This is a genomic window from Mycoplasmopsis gallopavonis (genome assembly GCF_900660635.1).
GTDB classification, from domain to species: domain Bacteria; phylum Bacillota_I; class Bacilli_A; order Mycoplasmatales; family Metamycoplasmataceae; genus Mycoplasmopsis; species Mycoplasmopsis gallopavonis.
The window spans coordinates 523855-537003 of the sequence record NZ_LR215031.1 but is presented as its reverse complement, the minus strand read 5'-3'; the positions used below and the strand labels follow the sequence as shown (position 1 = coordinate 537003).

Genomic DNA, 13149 nt, shown 5'->3' with positions numbered 1-13149 from the left:
GATGAATTTACTTGTAATTGCTCAAAATTATTTTAATGATATTGAAATGACAACTGTTCTTTCATGTTTAAAAAGAAGTGGGAAATTAGAAAAGTTAGATTATTACAACCCAAGTCTTCAAAATGTAGAAGGACAGTACGGGATTACTAAATTAGATAATATTTTAAATGAAGTAAATATTGATGAATATGACGGTCTTTATGTACCAGGTGGAAAAGGTGCACAAACTTTAAGAACAGACTTAATTTCGCTTAATCTTATTTCTGAATTTCTTAAAAAAGATAAATATCTTTTTGCAATTTGTGATGCTCCTAATGTTTTAGTTGAATCTAAAATTATTGACCAAACTAAACCATATTCTGCTTTTCCAAGTGAGTGAGCAAAAGAAACACGGACAGAATTTTATAGCAATGATTATGTAACTCAAACAGGAGCCAAAATATTAACTGGTCGTAGTGCGGACGCTTCGATGGAACTTGGTTTAGCTATTTTGAATCTTGTTTATGGAAAAGACATAGCAAATTTTGTTTATCAAGGTATGACCGGAAGAAGCGATAAAAAATTTTAAATTAAAAACAAACAACTTTTGTTGTTTGTTTTTTTCTCCTTTTTTAATTTTGTTGAATAGTTTGTTTGTTTTTGCGAATATCAAGAACTGTGAATGTGAGCTGAACTCCAAAAATTGTTAAACTGATAATTTGTCAAATTAAGCCAGCAATTAATGATTGATATCCAATTCCGTCATATTGGTTTTGAAGAATTCCGATAATTCATCAAATAATTCATGCAACGTTATTAATTTCGTATAAAACAAACATTCAAACAGAAATTCCTTGTCATTTCTTAGTTATAAATGATTGAATTAATTGTGGAGCAAAAGCAAATGTAGTTAAAGCAGGTAATGTATAACCGAAAATTGCAGATTGATTTTCTGTCATTGTGATTAAACCGATTTGACCACTTGATTCTTCTTTAATATAGAAACCAATTAAAATGATGGCAACCCCTCATGTTGCTAAAATTCCTAAGTAACCAAACATTTTTTGTCTTTGACTAAATTCTTTTTTGTAATAGTAAAGCAATCCTGTCATAACACCATTAACAAAAACAGATAATCCATCAGCAATTACCACATTATAAAGGTGATTAGGGTTAGTAACACCATAAATTACTCAACCTAGAATTCCTAAATGGAAAATTCAAAATGAAGTAAAATTAATATTTCCTGTCTTTTTATCTTTAAGAATTTTGTAAAGCTGAGGTAAACTCAAGCACACAATTAAGATACTAGTTATAACTAAAAAGATATTAAATGATAGTGAATAAGGATTAGTCCCCTTTACTTTGTCATCTAATAAATTTCCAAAATTAGTTAGCATTACTTTATTTTATCAAAATCTTAAATTGAGCTAAAAATAAAAAAATGTGGAACGAAAATTTCCACAAATTAGAAATAATTTTTTGACTATACAAATTGTCTATTTAGAAAAACCCTAAAAAGTAATTAAAAAAACTAAAAAATAACTATTTTTATATTTTCGAAGAAAATATTTACCTTTTTTTTTTTTTTTTTGCAAGAAAACTGCTAATTTATTGTATTTTAAAAGGTATATAATAAAGTTATAAATGGCTAAAATTTAACATTTTTAACAATGTTATTATAGCAATTTATTAGTTGGAATATGAAATGAGGAATTATGAAATTAAAAAAATTATTATTTTTACCTTTAACAGTAGCACCTGTTGTTGCTGTTTCTGCTCCTCTTGTATCGGCAGCGACAGATAATGACAATCAAAGTGTTCAAAAAATTCAAGCAATTTTAATGATGCATAGAGATGCACAAAAACAAGACTTTGACAACACAGTAAAATTAGCGAAAAATGTAATTAAAGTTTTAAACGATAAATATAATACAAACAGTGAAAAGAAATTTGTTTTCGGAGAAAAAGATCTTGAAGAGCAAAATGGTACTTTTACACAATATTATACAGTTTTACCACTTTTAATTAGAAATAAAGATTATGATCAAGCAGCTTGATTATGAAGAGATATGTACCGTACTTTAAATCAAGTTAGAAATGAATATTCAAGTATTCTTTTAATTAGTGAATTATTTGATAAATTTTCAGAATACAAAGACTCAATTTTAGCTAAAATGGATGAAATTAACGAAAGATGAAAACAAACTTCAATGGATTACTATGGAGAAGAAACAGGAATGCCTGCTTCAAAAGCTTTCGAAGAATATTTAAAAGTAGTAGCACCATTAGCTAAGGCTGATTTAGAAAAACTTAAAGCTGAAAAAGAAACACAAGCTACAAAAATCACTGAGCAAGAAACAAAAATTACTGATTTAGAACAAAAATTAGAAGCCCAAAAAGCAGCGATTGCAAAAGCACAAGAACAAGAAGCAAAAATTGCAGAATTAGAAAAACAATTAGAAGCTCAAAAAGCAGCGATTGCAAAAGATAAAGAATTACTTAAATCATCAGAATCAATTGATGATTTAGTTGAAAAAATGAATCAATTACTTAGCGAAACAAAAGCTGGTGAAGTTATTGAAAGTAAAAGAGATTTAAGAGAATATCACGAAAAAGTTAAAAATGTTATTCAAACATTAAAATCAGAAACTACAAGATTATCAAGAGATAAAGAAACTCTTGAAGGAAATGTTAGAGAATTAGCTGATAAATCACGTAATATTGAGACAGAAGTTACATATTACAGAAAAAGTTCAGGAATTTACAAAATTTTATTTTGAACATTACTTTTTATCCCACTTTTATTAATTTTAATTCTTTTAGTAGTTCTTAAAAAACGTGACAAAAAAGAAGAAGTCACAGCTTAATTTAAAGAAAAATATCACAAAAACATTTGTGATATTTTTATATTTGTCCGTCCATAATTTTATAAATTGTTTCACCTATTGTTCCTGTTTCATGATCATCAATAACTAAATTAGCGGCAGCTTTTGCTTCGGGTGTTGCGTTCCCAAGAGCGACACCAAAACTAGCAGCTTCAATCATATTGACATCATTTCCACTATCTCCAAAAGCAATTAAATCTTTATTACTAAGTCCTAATTGATGCAATAATGTGTTAATTCCATTTCATTTTGAAGCATTTTTAGGATTTGCATCTGTGTAAATTGAGTTAGTTAAATAAATTTCAAATTTCTCAGGATCTAATTTGCTACGAACTTCTTCGGTAATTTGTTTTGCTAAATTTTCAGGATTCCGAAGAGCAATTTGAGTAATTACTGTTTGTGGATTATTTACAATTTGTTCGAGTTCTTCAATTGTTGCTAAATTTAAGACATTTAAATCCATAATTTGTTTATTAGAGATTCAGTCTGGCATTTTATTGTTAGGAAGAATAGTTCCATTATAAGTTGTTGTATCAATTGTTAAAATAGATTGATATTTATTAGCAGCTTCCTTCATGACTTTAAAAGCAATAGGATCTAATGAACTAATTACTTGTAATTGATTATTAATTTTGTTATAAATTGCTGATCCATTAGAACAAACAAAATAATCAATATTTGCTAATTCACCATTTTCGATCAAAGGAATAATTTTTTTAAATCCTCTTCCTGTTGCAACGATATTTAAATAACCGGCTTCATGGCTATCTTTAATTGCTTGTTTTGTAAAAGGGTGAACGGTATTATTTTTTAATAATAAAGTTCCATCTAAATCATATGCCAAGATTTTTTTCATTTTTGTACCTTTCTCCAAATTAAAAGCAAGCTTAACTAAACTAGGACAGAAAAAATTAACAATTTATCAAATTGGATAGCCCCATACTATATTCGTATGGGGTTTTTCAATTTAGACATGATTGAATTCTAAATTTATTGTATCAATTAACATAATTAGATATTACTTTTTCTAGTTCACTCAAAGTCATAGCTTTGATATTTAAATCTCTAATTAATTCAGTTTTTAAATTTGAAAATCAATATTCCACAACTCTATTATCTAAACTATTTCCTACTTTTGAAAGTGAAATTATTCCACCTTTATTTTCAATAAAATGAGAAAAATCATCAGATGTATAAGTTGAGCAATGATCTGAATGTAGTATAAAACTTTTTTCAAAATCCACATTTTCAAATGTTTTGTAAATTAATTTTGAATCATTAAATTTGGAAAGAGAAAAACTAATTATTTCTTTAGTTTTATGTTTAATCACTACTGAAAGATAAACATTATTGTTTATCGCATCTTTTGTCGCTGGGAGATATGTTACATCGGTAGCATATATATTTCTGTTATATACATCGTTATAATCTCTATTCACAATGTTTTCTTTTATGACAGATGTGTTCTTTACTTCTTTTAATTTTTTTCTTTTTCTTATATTGCAAAATAAACCTAAGGCATTCATATATCTTCCTAGAGTTCTTTCGTTTATGTCTATTTTATAGTGCTTTAAGATAAAATATTTTAATTTTTGTCTACCATATTTAGATCTATTTTGTTTAAATGAATCAATAATCAAGTCTTGGTACTTTATTTTTCTGGATTTATTTTTAGGAGCAAAATTATTTCTTTTATGTTTGGATATTGTTTGTCTACAAAGATACAACAAAATAGCAAGTTTATACGAAGCCATATTAATATGTGATGCCTCTTGAACTTTCTCTGTTTTAAATTTATCTTTTGTAATTTCTCTATATCTTTTTGCAATTTCAATTAAATCTTCTCGTGTAAAAATGTCTCAATTTATATCTTGTTCTTTCACTTTTCTTGACCTACCGGTTCCAGGCTTTCTTGGTTTTTTATTCATATTACAATTATAATGTTTTAATATTCCTCGTAATCTTGCTTTCACATATTTATCTTTTGCTTTTGCACCATATTTATACATAAGTTCAATTGCATACTTTTTGCCTAATTGAAAAAATGTATTATAAATTTCTTTTTCTTGTTCTTCTGTAAAATGTTTACCCATTTTTTCTCCTTTAAAAATATAAAAAATTAACATTCGAAGGAATGTTAATTTTTATTGTCCTAGTTTAAACTTGCTTTTAATTTTTACCAATAAATTCTTTATCACCCATATATTTTTGGAGTGCTTTTGGAATTGAGATTGTTCCGTCTTCGTTTTGATAAATTTCAAGTAAAGCAGCAATGACTCTATCAATTGCAAGACCAGACCCATTCATAGTGTGAGCATATTCAGTTTTACCTTCGTTATTACGGTAACGGATCATTGCTCTTCTAGCTTGAAAATCACCCATATAACTTACTGAAGAAACTTCTCTAAAACGTTGTTCTGATGGCAATCAAAGCTCTAAATCAACAGTATTTCGTGAACTAAATCCCATATCACCTGTACAAAGTTGTAAAGTTCGATAAGGAATTTCTAATTTTTCTAAAATTGCTTTTGCATCTTCAAGCATTGCTAAATATTCAGTTCAAGCATCTTCAGCGTTTGTAACTTTAACTAATTCAACCTTTTTAAATTGATGTTGACGAATTAAACCTTTAGTATCTTTACCGCTACTTCCTGCTTCTGAACGGAAACATTCTGTGTATGCGGTTGCTTTAAATGGTTGAGATAAATCAACAATTTCATTATTGTAAATGTTTGTTAAGGTGACTTCTGCTGTTGGGATTAAATAACTTGCACTTTCGCTTTCGATTTTATATAAATCTTCTGCGAATTTTGGTAAATTACCTGTTCCGTAAAGCATTTCTGATTTAACAATTACTGGTGTTGCAAATTCGTTGTATCCTTTTTCAATGTGAGTATCGATCATTAAGTTGATTAATGCCCGCACTAATCTTGAACCCTCATTTTTGTAAATTACATAACGAGAACCAGAAAGTTTGACTCCACGTTCAAAATCGATAATATCTAAGTTTTTTGCAATTTCATAGTGGGGAAGCATCGCTTTGACAAGTCCTCTTCCGATTTTATCACGAGTTTCTAAAATAACATTTTGATCTTCGTTTTTACCAACAGGAACAGTTTCTAATGGTAAATTAGGAATTTGTAAAATTAAATCATTAATTTTGGAATTTAAGTTATTAGCTTTTTCTGTTAATTCTTGTTCTTCTTGTTTAATTGCTTCAATTTGATTTTTAATTTCTTGAATTTTAGCTGGATCATTTTTGAATTTTGAAAATTCTTTTGATAATTTTCCAAGCTCAGCTTTCTTATTTTGAGCTTCAAACATAATCTGACCTCTATTTTTAGCTAATTCAACAAATTCATCATAAATTGAAATTTCAAAATTTCTTGAGAGTAAGCCTTCTCTAACTTTTTCTACATTATTTAAAACGTATTTAATATCTAACATATAACCTCGTTTATTTTGATTTATATAATTATTAAAATTATACAAATATTTAAAATTAATAACTTGATTTTTTTGATTAAGATTATTAAGTTTGGTAATTTATGAAATCTTTTTTATTCATTTTTTAACTAAAAAATAGTAAAATAAACAAAATAAAATCTTTATACCTCTAAAAACCTATTTTTAGATATTTTTAAGGTATAATATACACGCTATATTTATAACTATCAAAGGAGGCTAAAAATGAGCAAAAGAACATATCAACCAAACAAACGTAAACACGCTAAAGTTCACGGTTTTAGAGCTAGAATGAAAACAGCTAACGGAAGAAAAGTTTTAGCTAATAGAAGAGCTAAAGGTAGAAAAAGATTAACAGTTTCAGATAAATAATTTTTTAAATAATGCAAAAAAAATATCGACTCAGAAAAAATTGAGAATTTAATTCGGTTATTAATACCAAAAAACAACTAATCAATAAATATGTCATACTTTATTATCGCAAAAGTGACGCCTTTAAAGTTGGTATTACTGTACCTAAAAAATTCGCTAATTCAGTAGGTCGGAATTTATACAAAAGACAATTAAGAGCAATTTTGCATGAAGCTCAAATTTATGATTTAAATTATGAATTTGTAATTATTGCTCGCAAAGAATTTTTAAATTCTGATTTTATAATTAAAAAAGCAGAAATTAAAAATCTCTTTGAGAAATTTAGGAAAAATGAACAGATCTAAACAATTTAATTATTTTACCAAGGGACATGACCCTAAAGAAAAAAGAAAAAGTCAATTTAAGAAGTACTTTAAGTGAATTAAGGCCTTCTTTTATTTATTTATTTTTGGACTTACTCTTACAGGGTGTGTTCAGACCTTCACAATTAAAACTAGTTCAACCGTAGGTAACGGTTTTGAAATTTATAAAAATAAAAATGAAATCGCACCTAGAGTTACAACATTTGAAACAAAAGAAACAAATGCAGGTAAAAACGAAATTAACTTTAATTTACTTGCACCTAATAACGAAAACCATCATGTTAACTTAAAAGAAATTGAAGATAAAAAATTTATTGAAAAATTAATTAAGCAAACAGAACAAGATGGTGGAGAATATGGAAAATATGGTGAATATAGTTCATCAATTAGATTTTCTAATACAAATCAAAGTGTAATTTCAAGATTGAAAGAACTTGGTTTTGTAGAAAATGGTTATGAAATTTTAGAAAAAGACGGAAGATTCTTATTTAAAACAAGTTCTGCAACAAAATATACAAGAATTAACGAAGATCAACCAATTGCTTTCTATACAAATGGCTCAATTTTTGCTTTAAAATTAAAATCAAATAAAGCTAATGACTACCAAGTAGAAAATGTTAATGGTAAAGATTCTTATGTAATTAGTAATTCTTACACAGGAAGCTTAATTAGTAGTGTTGAGTTAGTTAATAGTGCTACTGAAGAATATAATGCAGAAGCTTTTGCTAACAAAACAGCTAACGAAAAAGCAGCTGAACTTTCAAGATTAAGAAGTCTTGCAAATGGTGCTTATGATTCAGATGTTTTATTAACTCTTTATAATTATTCATTTGGGCCAAACTCAATCTTTTTACAAAAAGTTCAAGCTATTGATAGCAAATACCAAACAGTTTATCAATTTGTAACTGATGCTCCAAATTGAATTAATCAAGAAGTTTCTGATTTTCACTCATCAGTTCTTATTTCACCAAATAAAGTTGGTGATTTAGATAATTTATTAACACAATACAACAAAAAACTTACACAAGCTAAATCATTTAATTTAACTGGATTAGAAAGTTTTGAAGAAAAAATTAATAAACTTCAAGAATTTACTAACGAAATTAAATCTTCATTAAATTCAGAAAATGAAGAAAGTAGAGCTCAAGTTGAACTTACTAAAGAACAAAAAACAAAAGCTCAAAGTCTTTCTACTGAACTTTCAAATTTATTAAAGGATATTGTAGCAAAAGATAATTTAACTTTAGGAACAATTGAAAAAAATAAATACGATTTATTAGTTCAATATAATTCAACTTTAAAATCATATTTAAGTATTGCTGGATTCCAACCTGTTAATGGCACAATTAAAGTTGCTACTCAAAACGGAGAATCAGTTTTAGCTCTTAAAGGTGATGCTCCACAAAAACCAATTTATACATGAGGTCAAGCTTGAGAATTAGGACCATTTTACGGTTTATTAGTGTATCCATTAGGTGCATTAATGCAATCAATTCGTAGTCCTCTTCCAAGTCTTAATGGTTGATCATCAATTTTAGCAATCATTATCGCTGTTATCTTAACACGTCTTGTAACACTTGCATTAACATTTAGAACAACAATGATGCAATCATTACAAGAAGAATTAAAAACCAAAAAAGCAGCAATTGAAGCTAAATATAAAGGTTTTGAAGATAACAAAACAATGAAACTTAGAAAACAACAAGAATTATCAGCATTAAACAGTAAATATAATGTAAATCCACTTGATATGTTGGGTGCTACTTTATTCCAAATGCCGATCTTCTTTGCGATGTGACGTGTTATTCAAGGTTTCCCAGAAATTAAAGCTACAGTATGACTTGGATTAAACTTCTCTTCTACTTCATATAAAGAACTTTTATCAGGAAACTTTGTTTACTTATGAATTTTAATTGCAGTTATTGCTGCTCAACTTGCATCTCAATTAATTCCGCAATGATTAAATCGTAAAAGACTTAAAGAAAGAGCTACTTTGGCAGAAATTGAAGCACTTAAAAAATCAGAACGTACACAAAAAATGATGATGATTGTTTTCACAGTAATTACAGTTCTTTTCACAGCTGGTGTTCAAGTTTATTGAATGTTTGGTGGTATTTGACAAATTTTCCAAACAATTGGAATTCATTACCTCAAAAAAACACAGTGATTTAAAGAACGTTATTCTAAAAAAGCATTTAAGGCAAATAAATAAGAAATAGTAAACTGGGACACGAAAAGTGGACAAAAAGTTTAATTTACTAAAACACCTCAACACTCTTGAGGTGTTTTTCAATTTAATACTGATTGAATTCTTTCGTTGTTGTATCAAAACACAAAATCATCAATCAGTGATTTTAATTCATTAAAAGTTATTTTTGTAATATCGATTAATTTTAAACATTCTGATTTTAAAATTGAAAAGAAATATTCTGCTTCTCTATTATCTAAAGAATTTCCTACTCTACCCATTGATACAACACCATTGTTTTTCTGAATTAAATCTACATAAGTTTTTGAAGAATATTGGAAACCATGATCAGAATGAGCTATTCATTTTTTATCCATTTTGATTTTAGACATATGTTCCATTACTAGTTCTAAATCATTTCTTTTTGAAAGATTATAATTAACAACAAATTTGCTTTTGTGATCAATCGCAACAGATAAAAATACAAAATTGTTTAAGCAATCTTTTGGTGCAGAAATATAAGTAACATCAGTGGCAATTATTTGGTTTGTCTCTCCGTGATAATCACGATTAACAAGATCTATAAATTTTACGTTTGTGTTCTTTTGTTCTCTATCTATTTTCTTTCTTCTGATTAAACAAAATAAGTTTAATCTTCTCATCGCTCTACCAATAGTCCTATAATTTAGATCTATTTGGAATTTTGTTCTAATATAACTTTCCAATCTTTTTCTACCAAACAAACCCTTATTTTTCTTAAATGACTTAATTATTAATTCATCATATTTAGTATTTACAGATTTTTTTCTTGTTTGCTGCTCTTTAGTTTTTAGATTGTGAATTGTTGACTTAGATTTATTAAAGCATAGGCCCAATTTTCTTGTAGAAAGTGAAGATTTCTTAATTTTAGAAATATCAACTTCAATATTATTTCTATCAAAAGAGTCTTTATAAATTTCTAAAATTTCAATCAATTGTTCCTTAGGCATTTTTTCTCATTCCTTTTTTACAATTTCAATAGGAGTAATTTTTTGCCTTTTTGGTCTACCTGACCCTTTACCTTTTTTAGATGATTTACCTGTTTGCGATTCTATATTTATCATTCCTAAATTATATCTGTTATACTTGAAGACAAAATATTTTTTAGCCTCATTGAATTTTCTATCAAAAAAACTAAAACCTCTGATTGAATAATATTTAAGTTCAAAATCATTTTTTGATATCAAATTATTTTTGTAATCTTCATAACTACCGAATAGTTCTAATCATTCATGTGCTTTTAATTGTCTCATAATACCTCCTAAATATATAAAAACACGAAATATGGTTGTGTCCATATTTCGTGTCCCAGTTTATAGTAGTTAAACTACTATTTTTTTATTTTTATCTTTATTTTTTAAAAAAAATACTTGACTATTTTATTAAATGATGTATTATATTATCAGTGGTTATAGCAAAGGGGATCACCTGAATCCATTCCGAACTCAGTAGTTAAGCCCTTTAGTGCCGACGATAGCCGAAAGGTGAAAATAGGGAGCTGCTATTTTTTTATTCTTTTTTTAAAAAAATAGTATTTTATATACGGTTATTGAGATAATTTATTTAATTCAAAACAAGCACAAATAGTGTGCTTTTTTTGTCTTTTTTTGAAATTTTAGAAAATTTTGAATTTGTTATAATATTTAAAATATTTATATTTTAAATAAATAGACTAGATAGGAGCTTTATGGCTATTAAAAAAACAGAAAAATCATTTTTTGAACGTTTATCAGAAAAAAACTATAAACACGATAATAAACATGATAAAAAAGTTACAAACAAAAAGAAAAGAACAGGTTTAACAATTGGTATTGGAATTGGTTTAACAATAGCTGTCGCAACAGCTATTGCAGTACCACTTGGTTTAAATATCGCAAAAGTTAATTATCTTGACAAATCTTCTGATGATACAACAATTTTAAAATATAAAAATCCAAATGCAACAAGCAAAAATGTTATTTTAGGTGATTTAGATAATCAATTACAAGCGAATACAAACACAATAACCAGTAAATTGAATCAAGTTTATAAACAAACAATTTTTGAATGATACAATGAAGAACAAGCTGCTTCTGAACAATTTCAATTCAGAGTGAATGCTTCACTTAATACAGGTGATTCTCAAAAAACAAATATTGCTTTAAAAACATTAGAACAAATTCGAAAAGATCAAAAAGCAAAATTAGAAGATCAAAAACTTAACTATCAAAAAATTTATAAAACAGGTTGAGAACAAAAATTTAATGAATTACTTTTATCTGATTCATATGGAAATAGTAAAACAGAAGCTGAAGCAATCGAACATGCAACTTTCCAAGTTGTTGAAAAAGAAGCAACTAGACGTTTTAGAGTTAAGATTCAAAAAAGAGATAATACAATGCTTAAAACAGCAACCAAAGATTACAAACAAATTAGTAGCGGTGGTTTAGGAGTTGTTAATTCAAACGGAGAACAAGCTGTCACAATTAAAAATGGTGAAGCTATTTTCCCTTATCTAAAATCAATTGATGAATCAAACGCTTTTACAGACTTAACTTTCGAAGGTATGCTTTACTACGAAATTCCAAATACTAATAAAATTGTTACATTTTCAACTGAATCATTTATTCCGAAATATATGTCACCACTTAATCTTGTTAACGAATATGTGACAAACAATAATTTAGGAATCAATACTAATATTATTTTCCCTGGCGAATTTAAAAATACTGCTAATCCAGAATTTAGTTTTAGTGAAGCCGATAAAAAAACTTTAGCAAACTTATTTAAATATCAAATGTTAGTCGGTGAAAATGAAGTTGAAGTTAAACCAGTTTTTGAAATTGCTTTTAATCAAACAAATGGTGTTTTTAAAAAGCAAGCAAGTGAGTTTATGACATTAACTAAATCAAGTGATAGCGAAAAAGAAGTATCACAATATCAAACTTACCTAAATCTTTTAACCAAAACCAAAGATTCATTAGCAACAAGCGGCATTTCTTCATTTAAAAATGATTTTGCAAGTGAAATTAGTCTTAACTTAGCAACTTTAGCTTCTGAAATTTTTGATTTAAATGTTTATCCAAAGTCATTACCAATAGTGAATTTAGCAAGTTTATTTAAATTACCTCAAAATATCCAAGATCAAGTAAATGTGATTTTAGAACAAATAAAAGGTTTAAGTGATAAAAATGCTATCGTAATCAAAGTTAATGAGATTAACAACTTGATTAATGATTTTATTGTAAATTCATCTGAAAGACAATTCCAAGATTTTATTAATTCAAGATTTAATTATAATTTAGTGTTTGAAAATGCAACAAAACACAAACAAACTTCTTTTGCATATCAAGTTGAAAATCTAGGTGGATTTTTAGTTTTAGCTGACTCTAAAATTCAATGAGTTCGTCGGACAAAACTCGATGATACACAAATTAATAACTTTATTAAAAATCAAATCAAAGAAATTAGTTTAAATGAAGTTGCGGATTTAAAATTAATTACTAACTTAAACGCAATTAACAGCAAGAACGTAATTCTTGCAAGTATTTTTAAAGATTCAAAATTAGTTGAAAAATTGCAAGAAAAAACAGAACTTAAAGACATTGATTTTAAGGAACTTGAAAAGCAAAATTTAGCAATTGTTAAAGGGAATTCAAATGTTCAAATAATTGATTCTTTAGTAGCAATTAATAAATGAGTTGATGCTCAAAAGAAATTGCGTGATCCTTACAATATTCACATCCAAAATGGACAAACATTAATTAGTTATCGTGATAATGAAGGTAATTTAATTAATTCAAATAATGAAGCAGAAACAACAATTAGCAATATCTATCAAAATGCACTTAAACAAGTAGCGAAAGGAAGAAATTAA

At 26.9% G+C, this 13149-nt stretch carries 11 protein-coding genes and 1 rRNA gene; 7 read left to right on the top strand and 5 right to left on the bottom strand.

Annotated features, from left to right (window positions below):
- Position 1 precedes the first annotated feature (1 nt).
- Complete coding sequence (locus tag EXC53_RS02230; protein WP_119571987.1) at positions 2–568, top strand: DJ-1/PfpI family protein; 567 nt, start codon at positions 2–4, stop codon at positions 566–568.
- Between the two features lie 43 nt (positions 569–611).
- Here EXC53_RS02230 and EXC53_RS02225 read toward each other — a convergent pair whose 3' ends face one another.
- Entirely contained in the window at positions 612–1277 is a 666-nt protein-coding gene (locus EXC53_RS02225) for a PQ-loop domain-containing transporter (RefSeq protein ID WP_223214508.1), read from the bottom strand.
- Between the two features lie 420 nt (positions 1278–1697).
- Here EXC53_RS02225 and EXC53_RS02220 point away from each other — a divergent pair, with 420 nt between their 5' ends.
- Positions 1698–2849, top strand: coding sequence for a coiled-coil domain-containing protein (locus EXC53_RS02220; protein WP_119571989.1), 1152 nt, complete (start codon positions 1698–1700; stop codon positions 2847–2849).
- Positions 2850–2886: 37 nt separating this feature from the next.
- Here the strand turns inward: EXC53_RS02220 and EXC53_RS02215 are convergent, their stop codons facing one another.
- The 3 genes from EXC53_RS02215 to serS are packed head-to-tail and all read right to left on the bottom strand — an operon-like array spanning position 2887 to position 6314.
- Positions 2887–3723 carry an HAD-IIB family hydrolase gene (locus EXC53_RS02215; protein WP_119571990.1) on the bottom strand — a complete coding sequence of 279 codons (837 nt, stop codon included), beginning with the start codon at positions 3721–3723 and terminating at the stop codon, positions 2887–2889.
- A gap of 55 nt (positions 3724–3778) precedes the next feature.
- On the bottom strand, positions 3779–4993 hold the full coding sequence (locus tag EXC53_RS02210) for an IS3 family transposase (RefSeq protein WP_129724563.1): 1215 nt from the start codon (positions 4991–4993) through the stop codon (positions 3779–3781).
- A 43-nt stretch (positions 4994–5036) separates the two neighbouring features.
- On the bottom strand, positions 5037–6314 hold the full coding sequence (gene serS / locus EXC53_RS02205) for a serine--tRNA ligase (RefSeq protein ID WP_119572298.1): 1278 nt from the start codon (positions 6312–6314) through the stop codon (positions 5037–5039).
- 243 nt (positions 6315–6557) lie between these two features.
- Here serS and rpmH point away from each other — a divergent pair, with 243 nt between their 5' ends.
- Genes rpmH through yidC form a run of 3 tightly spaced genes read left to right on the top strand, consistent with a single transcriptional unit; the run spans position 6558 to position 9278 of the window.
- On the top strand, positions 6558–6704 hold the full coding sequence (rpmH, locus tag EXC53_RS02200; protein WP_027333701.1) for a 50S ribosomal protein L34: 147 nt from the start codon (positions 6558–6560) through the stop codon (positions 6702–6704).
- A gap of 11 nt (positions 6705–6715) precedes the next feature.
- A complete protein-coding gene (rnpA, locus tag EXC53_RS02195) occupies positions 6716–7048 on the top strand; it encodes a ribonuclease P protein component (RefSeq protein ID WP_119572299.1) in 333 nt (110 codons plus the stop codon).
- On the top strand, positions 7035–9278 hold the full coding sequence (gene yidC, locus EXC53_RS04275; RefSeq protein ID WP_223214507.1) for a membrane protein insertase YidC: 2244 nt from the start codon (positions 7035–7037) through the stop codon (positions 9276–9278). The genes rnpA and yidC overlap by 14 nt, the downstream gene beginning before the upstream one ends.
- A gap of 38 nt (positions 9279–9316) precedes the next feature.
- On the opposite strand, the gene EXC53_RS02185 is transcribed toward yidC, so the two are convergent.
- Positions 9317–10591, bottom strand: coding sequence for an IS3 family transposase (locus tag EXC53_RS02185; RefSeq protein WP_129724537.1), 1275 nt, complete (start codon positions 10589–10591; stop codon positions 9317–9319).
- Positions 10592–10694: 103 nt separating this feature from the next.
- On the opposite strand from EXC53_RS02185, the gene rrf reads away from it, so the two are divergent.
- Positions 10695–10800, top strand: a 5S ribosomal RNA gene (gene rrf / locus EXC53_RS02180).
- Between the two features lie 180 nt (positions 10801–10980).
- The gene (locus EXC53_RS02175; RefSeq protein WP_119572305.1) at positions 10981–13149 is read left to right on the top strand and encodes a HinT-interacting membrane complex protein P80; all 2169 of its coding nucleotides are present in this window, start codon (positions 10981–10983) and stop codon (positions 13147–13149) included.